Genomic DNA, 19,872 nt, shown 5'->3' with positions numbered 1-19,872 from the left:
TCCTCCTGCGGAGTGGTTCTGGTACGCCTTACTCATCGGCGCCAGGTGATCTTTGCTGGGATGCCGCCCGCCGGGGTTTTCCCTCCCGGGTCTCCCCCGGCGGTCGGGTCAAGCCTAAAGCGTGTAAACGGGGTGTGTTACTCGCCCTTGGCCTTCGCGATGATCTCCTCGGCGACGTTCCTGGGAACCTCGGCGTAGGAGTCGAACTGCATCGAGTAGCTTGCGCGACCCGAGGTCTTGCTGCGGAGGTCACCGACGTAGCCGAACATCTCCGAGAGGGGCACGAGGCCCTTCACGACGCGGGCACCGGCACGCTCCTCCATGGCCTGGATCTGGCCACGGCGGGAGTTGATGTCGCCGATGACGTCACCCATGTAGTCCTCGGGCGTGGTGACCTCGACGGCCATCATCGGCTCCAGGAGCACAGGGCTCGCCTTGCGCGCGGCCTCCTTGAAGGCCTGCGAGCCAGCGATCTTGAACGCCAGTTCGGAGGAGTCGACCTCGTGGTAGGCACCGTCGAGAAGCGTGACGCGGACGCCCGTCATCTCGTAGCCGGCCAGGATGCCGAACTGCATGGCCTCCTGCGCACCGGCGTCCACCGACGGGATGTACTCCCGCGGGATACGGCCACCGGTGACCTTGTTCACGAACTCGTACGACGCGTCGCCGTCCGTGATGGGCTCGATCGCGATCTGCACCTTCGCGAACTGACCGGTACCACCGGTCTGCTTCTTGTGGGTGTAGTCCACGCGCTCGACGGCCTTGCGGATCGTCTCACGGTACGCGACCTGCGGCTTACCGACGTTGGCCTCGACCCTGAACTCGCGCTTCATACGGTCGACCAGCACCTCAAGGTGCAGCTCGCCCATACCGCCGAGAATGGTCTGGCCGGTCTCCTCGTCCGAGTGAACGTGGAAGGAGGGGTCCTCCTCCGCGAGACGCTGGATGGCGACACCCAGCTTCTCCTGGTCACCCTTGGACTTGGGCTCGATGGCGACCTGGATGACCGGCGCCGGGAAGTCCATGGACTCCAGGATCACCGGGTTCTTGTCGTCACAGAGCGTCTCACCGGTCGTGGTCTGCTTCAGACCCATCACGGCGACGATGTCACCGGCGCCCACCGCCTCGATCTCCTCACGCTTGTTCGCGTGCATGCGGTAGATCTTGCCGATGCGCTCCTTCTTGCCCTTGACGGAGTTCAGCACCGCGGTGCCGGTCTCCAGGCGTCCGGAGTAGATGCGCACGAACGTGAGCTTGCCCAGGTGCGGGTCGCTCATGATCTTGAACGCCAGAGCCGACAGGGGCTCGTCCACGGACGGCTTGCGCTTGACGACCAGCTCGGGGTCCTTCACGTCGTGGCCTTCGATGGCCTCGACGTCGAGCGGGGTCGGCAGGTAGCGCACGACCGCGTCGAGCAGGGGCTGGACGCCCTTGTTCTTGAACGCGGTGCCACAGAACACCGGGGTGACCGTGACGCCGTTGGACTTGCCGGACGCGATGGTGACGCGACGGATCGCGGCGTACAGCTGCTCCTCGGTGGGCTCCTGGCCCTCCAGGAACAGCTCCATGATCTCGTCGTCGTTCTCCGCGACGGCCTCGACGAGCTTGCCGCGGTACTCCTCTGCAGCCTCGACGTGCGTGGCCGGGATGTCGACGACGTCGTACATCTCGCCCTTCGCCGCCTCGGCGGACCACACGAGCGCCTTCATGCGGACCAGGTCCACAACGCCCTTGAAGTCCATCTCGGCACCGATCGGAAGCTGCATGATCAGCGGAACCGCACCGAGGCGGTCCTTGATCATGTCGACGCAGCGGTGGAACTCCGCGCCGGTCCGGTCGAGCTTGTTGACGAAGCAGATGCGCGGCACGCCGTAACGGTCGGCCTGACGCCACACCGTCTCGGACTGCGGCTCGACACCGGCGACGCCGTCGAACACGGTGACGGCGCCGTCGAGGACGCGCAGCGAGCGCTCTACCTCAACGGTGAAGTCGACGTGCCCGGGGGTGTCGATGATGTTGATCGTGTAGTCGTCGTCCTCGAGCGGCCAGTGACAGGTGGTGGCAGCAGAGGTGATCGTGATGCCACGCTCCTGCTCCTGCTCCATCCAGTCCATGGTGGCAGCGCCGTCGTGGACTTCACCGATCTTGTAGCTGACGCCGGTGTAGAAGAGGATCCGCTCAGTGGTGGTCGTCTTACCCGCGTCGATGTGAGCCATGATCCCGATGTTGCGGACCCTGGCCAGGTCAAGTGAAGTGGTAGCCATAAGGCTTCGGTCTTCTCTCGGTCTCGATGTGGGCTGCGACTACCAGCGGTAGTGCGCGAAGGCCTTGTTGGACTCGGCCATCTTGTGGGTGTCCTCGCGCTTCTTGACGGCCGCACCGAGGCCGTTCGAAGCGTCGAGAAGCTCGTTGAGCAGACGCTCGGTCATGGTCTTCTCGCGACGGGCGCGGGAGTAACCGACCAGCCAGCGCAGCGCGAGCGTGTTGGCGCGACCGGGCTTGACCTCGATCGGAACCTGGTACGTCGCACCACCGACACGGCGGGACTTGACCTCAAGGGTCGGCTTGATGTTCTCCAGCGCGCGCTTCAGCGTGATGACCGGGTCGTTGCTGGTCTTCTCGCGCAGGCCCTCCATGGCGCCGTACACGATGCGCTCGGCGGTGGAGCGCTTGCCGTTCAGCAGCACCTTGTTGATCAGCGACGTGACAAGAGGAGAACCGTAGACCGGGTCGATGATGACCGGGCGCTTCGGGGCGGGGCCCTTACGAGGCATTTTCTACTTCTCCTTCTTGGCGCCGTAGCGACTGCGGGCCTGCTTGCGGTTCTTGACACCCTGGGTGTCGAGCGAACCGCGGATGATCTTGTAGCGAACACCGGGCAGGTCCTTCACACGGCCACCACGCACGAGCACGATGGAGTGCTCCTGCAGGTTGTGTCCCTCACCCGGAATGTAAGCGGTGACCTCGATCCCGCTGGTCAAACGCACACGCGCGACCTTACGCAGGGCCGAGTTCGGCTTCTTCGGGGTGGTCGTGAACACACGCGTGCAGACACCACGGCGCTGGGGCGAACCCTCGAGCGCGGGCGTCTTGTTCTTCTCGACCTTGTCTTGCCGGCCCTTCCGGACCAGCTGCTGGATCGTAGGCACTACTTCTCCGGTTTCTGTGTGCCGATGGTGAAGCTAACCTGGAACATCGCCGACCCACGCGGTCGGGTGTGTCGAATACTGCAGACTCCCACCGCGAGGCGGGAAGGGCGCAGATTGCGGTGGTCGCTTACGGCTCCCCGTGCGGTTCGAAGGCACGCACGAGGGCCAGGGCACACCCCAGGCACAAGGTCTGAGCGTACCTACCTCAACGACTTCGGTCAAAACAAATGGAGGCGGGCACGACACGCCGGGCTTCGGACGGCCCGCGATCTCTCATTTGAGCGTCTGTGACAGCTTGCGTCAACGTTTGGGCACTTGCGAGCCAAGGTGGCTGAATCGCGCCCTTTACAGCCCTGCGGCATCGCCCGTTCAGTACCTTGATCCGTCCGCTGCGACAATTCGGGGGCTGAGCGTGATCAGGACGGCCGGGCATGCACTGGACGACGGGGGCCTGGACGACCGGGTGCCCTTCCTCGCGCGCCTCGAACAGGAAGACCGCACCGCTCTCCTGGCCCTCGGCCGCGAGCTGAACTTCGCCACCCGGGTGACCCTGATCCACCAGAGCGAGCCCTCCTCCCACGTCCTCTTCCTGGTCCAGGGCTGGACGAAGGTCACCGCGTCGGCCGCCAACGGCTACGAGGCGCTGCTCTCGCTGCGCGGCCCCGGAGACATCGTCGGCGAGTCGGCGGCACTCACCGGGCGCCCCCGGTCGGCCACGGTGACCGCGCTGGAGGCGGTGCGGGCAGTGGTCGTCGAACACGAGCGCTTCAGGGACTTCCTGAGCCGTTCACCAGCTGTTTCGTTCGCGCTGCTGGGCCTCACGGCCGACCGTACCCGGGCCGCGGACCGCCGCCGCCTGGAGTTCGCGTCCCTGAACGTACGGGAACGCTTCGCGATCCTTCTCCTGGACCTCGCCCGCACCCACGGCCGCCGCACCCCCGAGGGCATCGAACTCTCCGTCCCCCTGAGCAAACAGGAACTGGCCGGCTCGGTGGGCGCCTCCAGGGAGATGGTCCAGCGCCTCCTGCGCGAACTGCGCGAGAAGGAGGCGGTGGAGACGGGGAGGCGAGCGCTGCTGATACGCCGGCCGGACATCCTCCGCAGGATCGCGACAGCCGAGGGGTGACGGCGGCCTCCCGGCCGGCACGAGCCTCGGCGTCTCAAGCCCTGGCCTTGGCATCTCATATGCCGGCCCGTGTTTCCAGCCCGTCCGGCGGTTGAGGACAAGGCCCGTTCAGGGCCGGAGCGGGGGTCCGGGGGCGCAGCCCCCAGGGACGACGCCCACCTCACCACCCCCCTTCTGTGTATCCCGTCACACTCCGACTGCGTCATCCGCCCTCACTCCCCAACCCGCACCACCGCCACGCTTGCCGCACGCAACCCCGTGTCGAAGGGCGACCATGACCGACCCCGTGAGCCGCACGATCCTGCTGCTGGACATAGAGAGGTTCAGCGACCGGGACGACGTGGAGCAGGCGTACCTGCGGCGCATGCTCTACGCCATCACCGACCGCGCCCTGGAGAGCGCCGGCATCGACGAGACCCGTCGCCTGCGCGCCGACCGCGGGGACTCCGTGATGGAGCTCATCGACGCGAACGCCCCGGTCACCGCCCTGCTGCGCGCACTCCTCGTGGAGGTGCCGGCGCAGCTGCGGGACGTCAACCGGATGGCGTCCAGCTCGGCCCAGATCCGGCTGCGCGGGGTCGTGGCCACCGGCTACGTGGCCGTGGACGAGCACGACGGCTGGGTCGGCACCGACCTGAACAACGCCTGCCGCCTGCTGGACGCCCAGTTGCTGCGGGCGGCCCTGCGCGAACGCCCCCACGACTTCGCGCTGATCGTCTCGGACGCCCTGTACGGCGGCGTCGTACGGCACGACCATCGCGGCATCCCGGCCGACGAGTTCCACCCGGTCGGGGTGGACACCAAGAACGGCCCGATGAGGGCCTGGCTGCACGGCCCGCTGCCCAGCGGCCACAGGGCAGCCCCGGCCGACCAGGACCACCGTGGCACGGGGGCGGGGGAGGCGCCGGGCGGTCTGGGGGACCGCCCGGCGCCACAGACCCCGGCGCCACAGACCCCGGCGGCACCCGCGGCGTCAACGGCACCGGCGGCGACGGAGACGACGGACGCACCGCGAGTCCCCGCGCAGGGCACCTCCCCCGAGGTCCGTCCCGCGCCGGGCCCCGTCCTCAACTTCAACGGTGCCGTGAACATCGGCGGCAGCGTGGTGACCGGCGACCAGCACGGCGTCAGCGGCGGCCAGGTCACCGGTGACGTCAACCTGGGCGGCCGCAACGGGGGTGACGGCTCGTGAGCACCCCGGACGCGGCGGAGGCCCCGCGCACCGGGCCCGAGGACTCGGCCGCCTCCGCCGACGGCAAGGACGGCAGAGGCGGCGCCGCGAAGGACTCGAAGGACTCGAAGGAGCCCAGGGAAGCCGAGGGTTCCGAGGGATCGGAGGAGCGTGAGCAGCCCCAGACCGCGTGGTCGGCCCGGCGCGACCTGATCGACCACAGCCCCCGGACCATGAACGTCGGCGACCGTTCCCGCTTCGGCGGCAGCATGGTCGGCGGCAGCCAGCACGGCGTCAGCGGCGGCCAGGTCACCGGTGACGTGATCATGGGCAGCAAGACGGAGATCCACCAGTGGTCGATACCCGGGCTGTCCGCCCCGTCCTCCGCCGCGTCCGCCTCCGGTGAGGTCCCGCAGACCACGCTCGACCGGCTCGCCGCCTCGTTCGTCGCCGCCGACGCGACCGTCGAGGCCCTGCTCGCCCGGCTGCGCGTCGAGCGTGTCCTGGTCCTGTCGGGCGCCCGCTTCACCGGCAGACACACGGCCGCCCTGATGCTCCTGCACCGGCTCGGGGCGGCCCCCGTACACACGCTCGACCGCGATACGAACCCGAGCACCCTCGCGGACAGGTCCACCGCACCGGACGCGACCGCCGACGGACCGGCCGCCGGAGGAGCCACGGCCCACCCCCGCGGCTACGTCCTCGCCGACCTCCTCACCCGCCGCGACCGCCCCCTCCGCGAGCAGCACCTCCTCGCCGCCCGCGACCGCCTGGCCGCGCAGGACGCGTATCTCGTCGTCACCGTCGGCCCCACGGCCGTCCTGGAGGACGTACCGGTCGTCGACTGGCAGCCGCCGCGGGCGACCGACGTGCTGGCCGCCCACCTCCGCACGCACGTAGCCGCCGACGACGAGGGGACGGCGGCGAAGCTGCTCGAACTCCCGGACGTCGTCGAGTTCCTGGGCCGCAGACACCAACTGCGCGAGGTCGCCGCGTTCGCCCGGTTGCTCGGGCGGTACGCGGCCGGCGAGGTCGGCGAGAACGCCGTCGCCCAGTTCTCCCTGGTCTCCCTGGAGAACCAGGTCCAGGAGTGGTTCGAGGAGGACGAGGCGTCGATCCACCTGCGCGACAAGGCGTTCCTGGTCGCGCTGGCCGCGTTCGACGACGCCCCGTACGCCCTCACCGCCGAGCTCAGCGATCTGCTCTACCGCTTCCTCCAGCAGATCCAGAACCCGGCGGGCGTCCCCGAGGTCCCCGTCTTCGGCACCCACATCGGCAAACGCCTCCAACTCGCCCGCGCCGAGCGGTACGAGGACGACGAGCACACCGAGTGGGGTCCGGTGACCCAGCAGAAGGCCCGGTTCACCGACGACCGCGCCTCCCTCGTACTCCTGCGCGAGGTCTGGACGGGCCACCCCTCCGCGCGGCCCGCGCTGATCGACTGGCTGCGCCGGCTGGCCGACGACGGCCGCCCCCTCGTCCGTACCCGGGCCGCGTCCACGGTGGCCGTCCTGGCCCGTACGGACCTGCCCTCGGCCATGGCGCTGGTCATCGAGCCCTGGGCGACCTCCAACCGCTTCCGGCACCGCCTGGTGGCCGTCAGCGCGCTCACCCTCGCCCATCTCATCGACACGCCGAACATCCCGCGCATCCTCGACGAGTGGTCCAAGGGCGAGGACCGGCGGCTGCGCTGGGTGGCCGTCCGGGCGTACGCGCTGATCGGCGCCGAACGCCCCGAACAGGCCCTGGCCGCCCTGCGCACCGCGGCCCGCGGCCTGTACGGGAGCCACGGGAACCACGGGACCTACGGGAACGCAGCCGCCCAGGACGCCTTCGACCGCGAGATGGCCGGCGAACTGCGCGAGGCCGTCGCCCTGTTGCTCCTCTCCGAGGCCGGCGACCGCGTGCTCGCCGAACTGCGCCTGCACCTCCCCGACGACCGCGCGGTGCACGACCTGACCGTCGGCGGCTTCGTCAGCGCCTGCCGCCACACCCAGGACGACGAGCGGTACGGCCATCCGCTGGTCCTCGCCTGGTACGCGCAGTCGGCCACCGAGGGCTCGGCCGCCGCCCAGGGCATCCCGTTCCTGTGGCGGGCGGCGCTGGGCGACCCGAACGCGACCAGGCAGGCCCTGGACGTCCTGCGCGAGTGGGTCCTCATCGCCGACCGCTCGACGGCCACGGAGTGGGCCCTGGCGGCCCTGCTCCCGACCCTGGTCACCACCCCGGCGGAGTACCAGCGCCTGGACCACCTCCTGCGGACGATGCCGGGCGAGGACGGCGCGCAACCGCCCGCGGTGGCGGCCCGCCTCGTCACCACGCTCCCCCGCCGCTGACCGACCGGACACATCCCTGCTCACCGCTCACCGCTCACTGCTCACCGCTCACCGCTCACCGCTCACCGCTCACCGCTCACCGCTCACCGCTCACCGCTCACCGCTCACCGCTCACCGAGGAGCAACGCACGATGCCCGCCTTCCACCGCCCGCCCGAGTGGCAGCAAACCGCGGACCGGCACACCCAGTTGATCGACCCGGTGCTCACCGTGCGCCAGCTGTCGCGCTTCGAGCTCTCCCTGAAGTCGACGGTCCGCATCGACCACGCCCTCGTCTTCGCGACCGCCAAGGGCGCCTACGAGGCCTACCTCCCGCCCCGCCGCCCGACGCGCAGCGAGATCGCGGCCCGGCACTACACGGCGGTGTACGAGGTCGACATGGGCGTGCACCCGTTCTCCGGCACGCTCACGCTCCCCAGTGACAACGACGCGTTCGAGTTCTCGGCCGAGGTCGACATGTCCTGGCAGGTCGTCGACCCGGCCCGGTTCGTGGACAGCGGCCACCGGGACGTGCCGGGCCTGCTCATCGGCGAACTCCAGCGCGCGGCACGCCCGGTGAGCCGGCGCTTCCCGATCGCGGACAGCGCGGCGGCCGAAGGGGAACTCCTCCGGGCGATCGACGTCCTGGGCCCGCTGGGCGCCCCGGCCGGCCTCCAGACGACCTGGACCCTGCGCCTGCGCCGCGACCAGGAGAACATCGACCACCAGCGCCGCCTGCAGGCCATCGACCACTCGGCGACCGAGCAGGTCCGGGCGGCCCGGCGCGGCTCCGAGATCGATGTGGAGGTGGACCGCCGCAACCGCGGACAGGACGCCCTCCAGATCGAACGCGCGATGGCGTACGGCGCCCAGCAACAGCACCTGGCCCTCCAGCAGCAGCACTGGGACTACGAGCAGGCGGCCCTGCAGAGCAGCCGACAGCACCAGCTCTCCGTCCAACAGGGCCACCAGGAACTGGAGATGCAGAAGATCGAGGCGGAGAAGATCGCCTTCTACCAGTGGCACCTGTCCCAGGGCGGCGTCCAGGCCTGGGCCCTCCACCTCGCCCAGCACCCCGAGGACTCCCGCCTGGTCATGACGAGCATGCGGGACGACCAACTCCGCATGATCCAGGCCCAGATGGACCTGGTGAAGGACCTGCTGCACGGCGACAACGCGGAGAAGTTCGAGCTGGAGGGCCCCAAACAACTGGCCCTGCGCACAGTCAGCGACATCCTCACCCAACGCCTCCCGGGCGTCCCCCAGACACCTCCCCCGCTTCCGGGCGGCGACCCGGCCCCGGGCGACCCGTACGCGGGGTACGGCCAGGGGGCGCCCGCGACACCTACGCAGCCCGGGTTCGTCCCCGGCCGACCCGACCCCGCGTACGCGCGACCCGGCGGTCACCCCGAACCCGCCGACCGGCCCCCGGCCGCCTCGCCCGCCTGGCCGACGGCCGCCCCGGCCACCCCGGGGACACCGCCCCCGGCCCAGCCCCCGATGCCGGGCACGGCCACGCCCTACGGAGCCATCCCCCCGTACGGCGGCCCGGGCCCTCACCAGCAGCCGTACACCGCCCCTCCCCAGGCGCCCGGCGCCCACGGCGCTCCCGGGGTCCCCGCCTGGCAGCCGCCCCCGGGCTACGGCAGCACCCCGACCCTCCCCGACCAGCGGAACGCGGCACCGGACGAGCCGGCCGAAGCCCCCGGTGCCGGAACCCCGGAGGACAAGGCAGGCGGCGCCACATGACGACGCTCGACCCCAGCCCCACCCCGGCAGCGCCCCCACCAGGAACCCCCGCAGCCCCCGCCGACCACACCCAGCTCTGCGAACGCCTCCTCGCGGACCTCCGTACGGAGATCGCCCGTGCCGACAGCAAGGCATCCGTACTGGTCGCCGCGCTGGGCATGACCGCCGGTGTGTTCAGCGGACTGCTCGCCGGGCGGGACTGGAACCCGGCAGCGCTCACCACTCCCGGGACCGTCGTCTGGGCCCTCGGGGCCGCGGCCCTGGTGCTGTCCCTGTTCTCGCTGCTCCTCGCCGTCCTGCCCCGCCACCGCACCGAACCGTGGGTTCCGGGCCAGCCGCTCTCCTACTTCGGCGACATCCAACAAGCCGTACGGCTCGGCCGGTTGACGGCAGCGCTCGCCGACACCGAGCGCGACCCCACGGCCGCGCTCACCTCGGCGCTCACCGACACCAGCCGTATCGCCACACGCAAGCACCAGTGGATCCGTACCGGCCTGATCTCCTTCTGCACCGGCACGCTCCTGCTCCCCGTGTCACTGCTCATCGGCTGAACCCACCGGCCCGCTCAGTCACCGTCCCCGCACGTGAAGGAAGACCATGCCCCAGCCACCCTCGTCATCGCCGGAACACCCGGAGCCGACCGAGCAGCCCCTGTTCCGCCCGACATCCCCCGACCGGACAGCAGACCAGCACTCGGCCCCGCCGCCATATCCCCACCAGGCAACATCCCGACAACCGTCAGCCCCACCGCCGTATCCCGACCAGCCGGCGTCCCGACAACAGTCGGCCCCGCCGCTCTACCCAGACCAGCCCGCTCCCCCGTACCCGCAGGCCGCACAACGACCGCCCCGATACCCGGGCACTCCCCAGCCCCCGACGTACCCGGACTCGCCCCAGCCCTCCGCACACCCGAGCCTCACCGAGCCCCCGGCCTCCTCGGGTACGGCCGAGGAACCCCGCTACCCGGGCGCTCCCCAGACCTCCGCCTCCGCACACGCGACCCAGCCACCCCCGTACCCGGGCACCACCCAGACCTCCGCCTCGCCACGAGCGCCCCAGGAGCCCCAGTACCCGAGCACGGCCCAGACCCGGACCCACCCAGGCACGGTCCAGGAACCCCAGTACCCGGCAACGGCCCAGACCCCGGCCTACCCGGACTCCGCCGCACCACCCCAATACCCAGGCGCCGCGCAACCCCCGGCCTACCCGGACCCGACCCCACCACCCCAATACCCAGGCGCCGCGCAGCCCCCGGCCTACCCGGGCGCGCCCCCGAACCAGTTCCAGCCGCCCACCCACCCCGACGCGACCCCGAACCAGCCCCAGCCTCACCCCCCGCACCAAACCCAACCGCCCGCCTACCCGGGCGCCGCCTCTCCCCAGCCCCCGCCCTACCCCCAGGCCGCCGCCCAATCCACGGCCCAGCCCATCCCCCCGCAGTACGCACCCCCGCAGCAACCCCCGGCCACACCCACCCCGCCGCCCTGCGCTCCACCCACAGCGAGCCCCGCCTCTGCCGCGCCCCCGGCGCCCGCCGCCGCGCACCCCCACCACATCTCGACCGACCGCGGGCGCGTCCACATCTCCGCCCACCAGCGCCGTACCGACGCCACCGCCGTGGGCAACCTCCTCCTCTACCTGCCGAACTTCCTCTGCAGCCTCCTTGTCGTCAGCATGTTCTCCCTCTTCTTCGGCGACCTCGCGTTCCTCGTGATCATCGCCTGGATACTGAGCGGCGCACTGGTCTTCCACCGGCCCACCGAAAGCGCCATCGCGCGCCGTTTGCTCCACCTGCGCCACCCCACTCCACAAGAACGAGCCAAACTCGAACCCGTCTGGCGTGAGGTCACCGCCCGCGCGGGCGTCGAGGGCCGCAACTACGAGCTCTGGGTCGAGGACAGCGACGGTCTGAACGCGGTCGCCGCCGCCGGCCACATCGTCGGCGTCACCCGCTTCGCCATGAACGAGCTGCCCAACGGCGAACTCGCCGCCGTCATGGCACACGAGCTGGGCCACCACGTGGGCGGCCACGCCTGGTCGGGGCTCCTCGGCTACTGGTACGCGCAGCCCGGACGCCTCGCCTGGCGGTTCCTGCGCGCCTTCTCCGTGATCGTCTTCAAGGTGTCCCGCGCCTTCTCCTGCTTCGGCGTCGGCCTCGTCGTACTCGTCCTCGGCGGCATCGCCATGGCCACCATCAGCACCCTGTACGGCCTGCCCCTGCTGATCCTCGGTGTGCCGTACGCGCTCGCCGCCGTCGGACGCCGTGCCGAACTCCGCGCCGACGAACACGCGGCGGCCCTCGGCTTCGCCCCGATGCTGGCCTCCGTACTCGACAAGCTGCACCAGGAGGAGCAGCGGCAGACGGCCGCGCTCGCCGCGCTCAACAACGGCGTGGCGCCCGAGGAGAGCCCGCTGAGCAAGCTGCTCTCCTCCCACCCGGACCACCACACCCGGCTGCACCACCTCCAGCCGTACCTTCAGCAGCAACAGCGCTGAGCCGGAGAGTCCCCGGACACGCCGAAGGGCGGCCACCCCGCAACCGGGGTGACCGCCCTTCGTACTACCAACTGCAAACTACCAACTACCCACTACCGCTTACTGGTTGTACGGACCGTAGTCGTAGTCCTCCAGCGGAACGGCCTGGCCGGAGCCCGTGCCGAACGGCGAGTAGTCGATGTCGTCGTAGCCGACGGCCGAGTACATCGCGGCCTTCGCTTCCTCGGTCGGCTCGACCCGGATGTTGCGGTAACGGGACAGACCCGTACCGGCCGGGATGAGCTTACCGATGATGACGTTCTCCTTGAGGCCGATGAGGCTGTCGGACTTGGCGTTGATCGCCGCGTCCGTCAGAACTCGGGTCGTCTCCTGGAAGGAGGCGGCCGACAGCCAGGACTCCGTCGCCAGCGAGGCCTTGGTGATACCCATCAGCTGCGGACGGCCGGAGGCCGGGTGGCCGCCTTCCTGGACCACACGACGGTTCTCGGTCTCGAACTTGCCACGCTCGACCAGCTCGCCGGGCAGCAGCTCGGCGTCGCCGGACTCGATGATCGTCACGCGGCGGAGCATCTGCCGGATGATGATCTCGATGTGCTTGTCGTGGATCGACACACCCTGCGAGTTGTAGACCTTCTGGACCTCGCCGACCAGGTGGACCTGGACCGCGCGCTGACCGAGGATCCGCAGCACGTCGTGCGGGTTGGTGGCACCGAAGGTGAGCTTCTGGCCCACCTCGACGTGGTCACCCTCACGCACCATGACCTTGGCGCGCTTCGAGATCGGGAACGCCGTCTCGTCGCTGCCGTCGTCCGGGGTGATGACGATCTTCTTGGTCTTCTCGGTCTCCTCGATACGGACGCGGCCGGCCGCCTCCGAGATCGGGGCGACACCCTTGGGCGTACGAGCCTCGAAGAGCTCGACGACACGGGGCAGACCCTGGGTGATGTCGTCACCGGCCACACCACCGGTGTGGAAGGTACGCATCGTCAGCTGGGTACCGGGCTCACCGATGGACTGGGCGGCGATGATGCCGACCGCCTCACCGATGTCGACCAGCTTGCCGGTGGCCAGCGAGCGGCCGTAGCACATGGCGCAGGTGCCGACGGCGGACTCGCAGGTCAGGACCGAGCGGGTCTTGACCTCCTCGACGCCGTGCCGGACCAGCTCGTCGATGAGGACGTCACCGAGGTCGGTGTTGGCCGGGGCCAGCACACGTCCGTCGATGGTGATGTCCTCGGCCAGCGCACGGGCGTACACCGACGTCTCGACGTTCTCGGTCTTGCGGAGCACACCGGCTTCGTCGCGCTCGGCGATGGCCAGCTTGAGGCCACGGTCGGTGCCGCAGTCCTCCTCGCGGATGATGACGTCCTGCGAGACGTCCACCAGACGACGGGTGAGGTAACCCGAGTCGGCGGTACGCAGGGCGGTGTCGGCGAGACCCTTACGGGCACCGTGGGTGGAGATGAAGTACTCCAGCACGGACAGGCCCTCGCGGAAGGACGCCTTGATGGGACGAGGAATCGTCTCGTTCTTGGCGTTCGACACCAGACCACGCATACCGGCGATCTGCCGCATCTGCATCATGTTTCCTCGGGCACCCGAGTCAACCATCATGAAGATGGGGTTCGTCTTGGGGAAGTTCGCGTTCATCGCCTCGGCAACCTCGTTGGTCGCCTTGGTCCAGATCGCGATGAGTTCCTGCGTGCGCTCGTCCTTGGTGATCAGACCGCGCTCGTACTGCTTCTGGACCTTCTCGTCCTGCGCCTCGTAGCCCGCGACGATGGCCTTCTTGGCCTCGGGGACGACGACGTCGGAGATGGCCACGGTGACACCGGAGCGCGTGCCCCAGTAGAAGCCCGCCGCCTTCAGGTTGTCGAGCGTCGCCGCCACGATGACCTTGGGGTAGCGCTCGGCGAGGTCGTTGACGATCTCACCGAGCTGCTTCTTGCCCACCGAGTAGTCGACGAACGGGTAGTCCTCGGGCAGCAGCTCGTTGAAGAGCGCGCGGCCCAGGGTGGTGCGCAGGCGGAAGGTGTCCCCCTGCTGCCACTCCGGGTCGCTCTCCTCGCGGGCCGGCGGGGTCCAGCCGCGCGGCGGGATGGTGCCCACCGGGAAGCGGATGTCGATCGCCGACTGCAGCGCCAGCTCACCGTTGTCGAACGCCATGGTCGCCTCGGCGGTGGAGCCGAACGCGCGGCCCTCGCCCTTGACGTCACGCAGTTCACCGTCGGTGGTGAGGAAGAACAGACCGAGGACCATGTCCTGGGTCGGCATCGTCACCGGACGGCCGTCGGCGGGCTTGAGGATGTTGTTCGAGGACAGCATCAGGATGCGGGCCTCGGCCTGCGCCTCCGCGGAGAGCGGCAGGTGGACGGCCATCTGGTCACCGTCGAAGTCCGCGTTGAACGCGGTGCAGACGAGCGGGTGGATCTGGATGGCCTTGCCCTCGACCAGCTGCGGCTCGAAGGCCTGGATGCCGAGGCGGTGCAGCGTGGGCGCACGGTTCAGCAGAACCGGGTGCTCCGCGATGACCTCTTCCAGCACGTCGTACACGACGGTCCGGCCGCGCTCGACCATGCGCTTGGCGCTCTTGATGTTCTGCGCGTGGTTGAGGTCCACGAGCCGCTTCATCACGAACGGCTTGAAGAGCTCCAGCGCCATCGCCTTCGGCAGACCGCACTGGTGCAGCTTCAGCTGCGGACCGACGACGATCACGGAACGCGCGGAGTAGTCCACACGCTTGCCGAGCAGGTTCTGACGGAATCGACCCTGCTTGCCCTTGAGCATGTCGCTCAGGGACTTCAGCGGGCGGTTACCCGGACCGGTGACCGGACGACCACGACGGCCGTTGTCGAACAGCGCGTCGACGGCCTCCTGGAGCATGCGCTTCTCGTTGTTCACGATGATCTCGGGAGCACCGAGGTCGAGAAGCCGCTTCAGACGGTTGTTCCGGTTGATCACACGGCGGTACAGGTCGTTCAGGTCGGAGGTCGCGAAGCGGCCACCGTCCAGCTGCACCATCGGGCGAAGGTCCGGCGGGATGACCGGAACGCAGTCGAGAACCATGCCCTTGGGGCTGTTGGAGGTCTGCAGGAACGCAGACACGACCTTCAGCCGCTTCAGCGCACGGGTCTTCTTCTGGCCCTTGCCGGTACGGATGATCTCGCGGAGGCGCTCGGCCTCCTCCTCCAGGTCGAAGGACTCCAGGCGCTTCTGCAGCGCCGCGGCACCCATCGAACCGTCGAAGTAGGTCCCGAAGCGGTCGCGCAGCTCGCGGTAGAGCAGCTCGTCGCCCTCCAGGTCCTGGACCTTGAGGTTCTTGAACCGGGTCCAGACCTCGTCGAGACGGTCGATCTCGCGCTGCGAACGGTCCCGCAGCTGCTTCATCTCGCGCTCGGCGCCTTCGCGCACCTTGCGGCGCACGTCGGCCTTGGCGCCCTCGGCCTCCAGCTCGCCCAGGTCGCTCTCCAGCTTCTTGGCGCGGGCTTCGAGGTCCGAGTCACGACGGTTCTCGATCTGCTGCCGCTCGACCGAGACGTGCGCCTCCAGCGAGGGCAGGTCACGGGTACGACGCTCGTCGTCGACGTACGTGATCATGTACGCCGCGAAGTAGATGACCTTTTCCAGGTCCTTCGGGGCGAGGTCGAGCAGGTAGCCAAGACGCGACGGAACGCCCTTGAAGTACCAGATGTGAGTGACGGGAGCGGCGAGCTCGATGTGGCCCATCCGCTCACGGCGCACCTTGGCGCGAGTGACCTCGACGCCACAGCGCTCACAGATGATGCCCTTGAAGCGGACGCGCTTGTACTTGCCGCAGTAGCACTCCCAGTCCCGGGTCGGACCGAAGATCTTCTCGCAGAAGAGTCCGTCCTTTTCGGGCTTGAGCGTGCGGTAGTTGATCGTCTCGGGCTTCTTGACCTCGCCGTGGCTCCACTGACGGATGTCGTCCGCCGTAGCCAGGCCGATCCGGAGCTCGTCGAAGAAGTTGACGTCGAGCACTATGCGTCAATCCCTCTCAGGGTTGTAAGTCATGGGGTCTGATACGGGGGTCCTGGGGCCGGCGGGCCTTGATCGCTCAAGGCCCGCCGAACTCCCGTCAGACCTCTTCGACGCTGCTCGGCTCACGCCGGGACAGGTCGATGCCGAGCTCCTCCGCCGCGCGGAAGACGTCCTCGTCGGTGTCACGCATTTCGATGGACATACCGTCACTGGACAGCACCTCCACGTTGAGGCAGAGAGACTGCATCTCCTTGATGAGCACCTTGAAGGACTCGGGGATGCCGGGCTCGGGGATGTTCTCGCCCTTGACGATGGCCTCGTAGACCTTCACGCGGCCGGTCACGTCGTCGGACTTGATGGTCAGCAGCTCCTGGAGGGCGTATGCGGCGCCGTATGCCTCCAGCGCCCACACCTCCATCTCGCCGAATCGCTGGCCACCGAACTGGGCCTTACCACCCAGCGGCTGCTGGGTGATCATCGAGTACGGACCGGTCGAACGGGCGTGGAGCTTGTCGTCGACCAGGTGGTGGAGCTTGAGGATGTACATGTAACCGACGGAGACGGGCTCCGGGAACGGCTCGCCGGAGCGGCCGTCGAACAGGGGCGCCTTGCCGGTCGGGAGCACCATGCGCGAACCGTCGCGGTTCGGGAAGGTGTGGTTGAGCAGACCGGCCAGCTCGTCCTCACGCGCACCGTCGAAGACGGGGGTGGCGACGTTCGTACCGGGGGCGACCACGTCGGCGTCGATCGCCTGGAGGCGCTGCGCCCAGTCGTCCGCCAGCCCGGAGACGTCCCAGCCGCGACTGGCGAGCCAGCCGAGGTGGATCTCCAGGACCTGTCCCGGGTTCATTCGGGACGGGACACCCAGCGGGTTGAGGATGATGTCGACCGGGGTGCCGTCCTCCAGGAACGGCATGTCCTCGATCGGCAGGATCTTCGAGATGACGCCCTTGTTGCCGTGGCGTCCGGCGAGCTTGTCACCGTCCGTGATCTTGCGCTTCTGCGCCACGTAGACCCGAACCAGCTGGTTCACGCCCGGCGGCAGCTCGTCGCCCTCCTCACGGTCGAAGACGCGGACGCCGATGACCTTGCCGATCTCGCCGTGCGGCACCTTCAGCGAGGTGTCGCGCACCTCGCGCGCCTTCTCACCGAAGATCGCGCGGAGCAGGCGCTCCTCGGGGGTCAGCTCGGTCTCACCCTTGGGCGTGACCTTGCCGACGAGGATGTCACCGGCGACGACCTCGGCACCGATACGGATGATGCCGCGCTCGTCGAGGTCGGCGAGGACCTCCTCGGAGACGTTCGGGATGTCCCGGGTGATCTCCTCGGGGCCGAGCTTGGTGTCACGGGCGTCGACCTCGTGCTCCTCGATGTGGATCGAGGAGAGGACGTCGTCCTGGACGAGGCGCTGCGACAGGATGATCGCGTCCTCGTAGTTGTGACCCTCCCACGGCATGAAGGCGACGAGCAGGTTCTTGCCCAGCGCCATCTCGCCTTCCTGGGTGGCCGGACCGTCGGCGAGCACCTGGTGCTCGACGACCCGGTCGCCCTCGTCCACGACAACCTTCTGGTTGACCGAGGTGCCCTGGTTGGAGCGCGAGAACTTCGCGACGCGGTACGTGGTGTACGTGCCGTCGTCGTTGGCGACGGTGACGTAGTCCGCGGAGACCTCCTGGACCACACCCGCCTTCTCGGCCTTGATGACGTCGCCGGCGTCGACGGCGCAGCGGTACTCCATGCCCGTACCGACGAGGGGAGCCTCGGCGGTGATCAGCGGCACGGCCTGGCGCATCATGTTCGCGCCCATGAGGGCACGGTTGGCGTCGTCGTGCTCCAGGAAGGGGATCATCGCGGTCGCGACGGACACCATCTGGCGCGGGGAGACGTCCATGTAGTCGACGTCGTCGCCGGGGATGTAGTCGATCTCGCCGCCACGGCGGCGGACGAGAACGCGGGACTCCTCGAAGCGCATGTCGTCGGAGAGGATCGCGTTCGCCTGGGCGATGACGAAGCGGTCCTCCTCGTCGGCGGTCAGGTAGTCGACGTCGTCGGTGACGACACCCTCGACGACCTTGCGGTACGGGGTCTCGACGAACCCGAACGCGTTGACCCGGCCGTAGGAGGCGAGCGAGCCGATCAGGCCGATGTTCGGGCCTTCGGGGGTCTCGATCGGACACATGCGGCCGTAGTGCGAGGGGTGCACGTCACGGACCTCGAAGCCGGCCCGCTCACGGGAGAGACCACCCGGGCCAAGAGCCGACAGGCGGCGCTTGTGGGTGAGACCCGACAGCGGGTTGTTCTGGTCCATGAACTGCGACAGCTGGCTGGTGCCGAAGAACTCCTTGATGGAGGCGACGACGGGCCGGATGTTGATCAGGGTCTGCGGCGTGATCGCCTCGACGTCCTGGGTCGTCATGCGCTCGCGGACGACACGCTCCATACGCGCCAGACCCGTACGGACCTGGTTCTGGATGAGCTCGCCGACGTTGCGCAGACGACGGTTGCCGAAGTGGTCGATGTCGTCGGTCTCGACGACCATCGACACGCCGTTGTTGCCGACGGTCTCGGTCTCACCGGCGTGCAGCTTCACCAGGTACTTGATCGTCGAGATGATGTCCTCGACGGTCAGCACACCGGCGTCCAGCGGGGCCTCGCCGCCCAGCTTCTTGTTGACCTTGTAACGGCCGACCTTGGCGAGGTCGTAACGCTTCGGGTTGAAGTAGAGGTTCTCCAGAAGCGTCTGCGCGGCCTCACGGGTCGGCGGCTCGCCCGGACGGAGCTTGCGGTAGATGTCGAGCAGCGCGTCGTCCTGGCCCTGGGTGTGGTCCTTCTCCAGGGTGGCGCGCATCGACTCGTACTCGCCGAACTCCTCGAGGATCTGCTCGGTCGTCCAGCCGAGAGCCTTGAGGAGGACGGTGACGGACTGCTTGCGCTTGCGGTCGATGCGGACACCGACCATGTCGCGCTTGTCGATCTCCATCTCCAGCCAGGCACCCCGGGAGGGGATCACCTTGGACGCGAAGATGTCCTTGTCGGACGTCTTGTCGATGGAGGAGTCGAAGTAGACACCCGGCGAACGGACCAGCTGCGACACGACGACACGCTCGGTGCCGTTGATGACGAAGGTGCCCTTGTTGGTCATGAGCGGGAAGTCGCCCATGAAGACCGTCTGGGACTTGATCTCGCCGGTCTCGTTGTTGGTGAACTCGGCCGTGACGAAGAGGGGCGCGGAGTACGTGAAGTCACGGTCCTTGCACTCGTCGATCGAGTTCTTCGGAGGCTCGAAGCGGTGGTCGCGGAACGTCAGGGACATCGACCCGGAGAAGTCCTCGATCGGGGAGATCTCCTCGAAGATCTCCTCCAGACCGGACTTGGTGGGGACGTCCTGTCCGCTGTCCAGAGCAGCCTCGACACGAGCCTTCCACGCGGCGTTACCGAGCAGCCAGTCGAAGCTCTCGGTTTGCAGCGCAAGGAGGTTCGGAACCTCGAGGGGCTCCTTGATCTTTGCAAAAGAGATGCGCAGCGGGGCAGTGCTGGCGCCGTGGTTCGTATTCGCGGAGGCAGTGCGCGAGGCGGCCAAGAGGGGGTCCTTCCGAGGGCTCGGACTCACTACGCGCGTACCGGCCCCTCACCGGGGCACAGAGACAGGCTCTCCACGACCAGCCGGAAAAGGCCAGGTCGGAGAAGGTCCGATCGTCGGTGCTCAAGCGAGGGCATGCCCCTGGTGACGGGCAGGAGGCAGCTAACAGGCAGCGCAAAGGGTCAGTGTAGCCACTAGGCCCACTGATGTCCAGTGCGGGTTTTTGAAGACCCTCGTTGTTCTCAACCCCTGCTGCAAGCCACGCCTCGATGCCACATCGATACTGCC

The 19,872-nt window shown here is 68.8% G+C and carries 11 protein-coding genes; 6 read left to right on the top strand and 5 right to left on the bottom strand.

Going from position 1 to position 19,872, the window contains the following annotated elements; genetic code table 11:
• Positions 1-137 precede the first annotated feature (137 nt).
• Genes fusA through rpsL form a run of 3 tightly spaced genes read right to left on the bottom strand, consistent with a single transcriptional unit; the run spans position 138 to position 3,149 of the window.
• Complete coding sequence (gene fusA, locus OG595_RS26065) at positions 138-2,264, bottom strand: elongation factor G (protein ID WP_329276081.1); 2,127 nt, start codon at positions 2,262-2,264, stop codon at positions 138-140.
• A gap of 39 nt (positions 2,265-2,303) precedes the next feature.
• A complete protein-coding gene (gene rpsG, locus OG595_RS26060; protein ID WP_005481264.1) occupies positions 2,304-2,774 on the bottom strand; it encodes a 30S ribosomal protein S7 in 471 nt (156 codons plus the stop codon).
• Between the two features lie 3 nt (positions 2,775-2,777).
• Positions 2,778-3,149 (bottom strand): 30S ribosomal protein S12, encoded by a 372-nt coding sequence (gene rpsL, locus OG595_RS26055; protein ID WP_003948652.1) that lies wholly within the window; start codon positions 3,147-3,149, stop codon positions 2,778-2,780.
• A gap of 412 nt (positions 3,150-3,561) precedes the next feature.
• On the opposite strand from rpsL, the gene OG595_RS26050 reads away from it, so the two are divergent.
• From OG595_RS26050 to OG595_RS26025, 6 genes are all read left to right on the top strand, one after another.
• On the top strand, positions 3,562-4,275 hold the full coding sequence (locus tag OG595_RS26050) for a Crp/Fnr family transcriptional regulator (RefSeq protein ID WP_329276079.1): 714 nt from the start codon (positions 3,562-3,564) through the stop codon (positions 4,273-4,275).
• A 274-nt stretch (positions 4,276-4,549) separates the two neighbouring features.
• Positions 4,550-5,467 carry a hypothetical protein gene (locus OG595_RS26045; RefSeq protein ID WP_329276077.1) on the top strand — a complete coding sequence of 306 codons (918 nt, stop codon included), beginning with the start codon at positions 4,550-4,552 and terminating at the stop codon, positions 5,465-5,467.
• Positions 5,464-7,782 carry a hypothetical protein gene (locus OG595_RS26040; RefSeq protein WP_329276075.1) on the top strand — a complete coding sequence of 773 codons (2,319 nt, stop codon included), beginning with the start codon at positions 5,464-5,466 and terminating at the stop codon, positions 7,780-7,782. Before OG595_RS26045 ends, OG595_RS26040 begins: the two co-directional genes overlap by 4 nt.
• A 131-nt stretch (positions 7,783-7,913) precedes the next feature.
• Entirely contained in the window at positions 7,914-9,509 is a 1,596-nt protein-coding gene (locus tag OG595_RS26035) for a hypothetical protein (protein ID WP_329276073.1), read from the top strand.
• Positions 9,506-10,060, top strand: a complete 555-nt coding sequence (locus tag OG595_RS26030; RefSeq protein ID WP_329276071.1) for a Pycsar system effector family protein — start codon at positions 9,506-9,508, stop codon at positions 10,058-10,060. The genes OG595_RS26035 and OG595_RS26030 overlap by 4 nt, the downstream gene beginning before the upstream one ends.
• 1,066 nt (positions 10,061-11,126) lie before the next feature.
• The gene (locus OG595_RS26025) at positions 11,127-12,005 is read left to right on the top strand and encodes a M48 family metalloprotease (protein WP_329276069.1); all 879 of its coding nucleotides are present in this window, start codon (positions 11,127-11,129) and stop codon (positions 12,003-12,005) included.
• 99 nt (positions 12,006-12,104) lie between these two features.
• Here the strand turns inward: OG595_RS26025 and OG595_RS26020 are convergent, their stop codons facing one another.
• On the bottom strand, positions 12,105-16,004 hold the full coding sequence (locus OG595_RS26020; protein WP_329276067.1) for a DNA-directed RNA polymerase subunit beta': 3,900 nt from the start codon (positions 16,002-16,004) through the stop codon (positions 12,105-12,107).
• 97 nt (positions 16,005-16,101) lie between these two features.
• The gene (gene rpoB, locus OG595_RS26015) at positions 16,102-19,584 is read right to left on the bottom strand and encodes a DNA-directed RNA polymerase subunit beta (RefSeq protein ID WP_329276065.1); all 3,483 of its coding nucleotides are present in this window, start codon (positions 19,582-19,584) and stop codon (positions 16,102-16,104) included.
• Between the last annotated feature and the right edge of the window lie 288 nt (positions 19,585-19,872).

This window comes from Streptomyces sp. NBC_01451 (genome assembly GCF_036227485.1).
Lineage (GTDB): Bacteria > Actinomycetota > Actinomycetes > Streptomycetales > Streptomycetaceae > Streptomyces.
This window is presented reverse-complemented; position numbering and strand designations above follow the sequence as displayed.

Coding starts and splice junctions, on each gene's coding strand:
- rpsG (WP_005481264.1), bottom strand. CDS start 2,774: ATGCCTCGTAAGGGCCCCGCCCCGAAGCGCCCGGTCATCATCGACCCG.
- fusA (WP_329276081.1), bottom strand. CDS start 2,264: ATGGCTACCACTTCACTTGACCTGGCCAGGGTCCGCAACATCGGGATC.
- OG595_RS26045 (WP_329276077.1), top strand. CDS start 4,550: ATGACCGACCCCGTGAGCCGCACGATCCTGCTGCTGGACATAGAGAGG.
- OG595_RS26030 (WP_329276071.1), top strand. CDS start 9,506: ATGACGACGCTCGACCCCAGCCCCACCCCGGCAGCGCCCCCACCAGGA.
- OG595_RS26035 (WP_329276073.1), top strand. CDS start 7,914: ATGCCCGCCTTCCACCGCCCGCCCGAGTGGCAGCAAACCGCGGACCGG.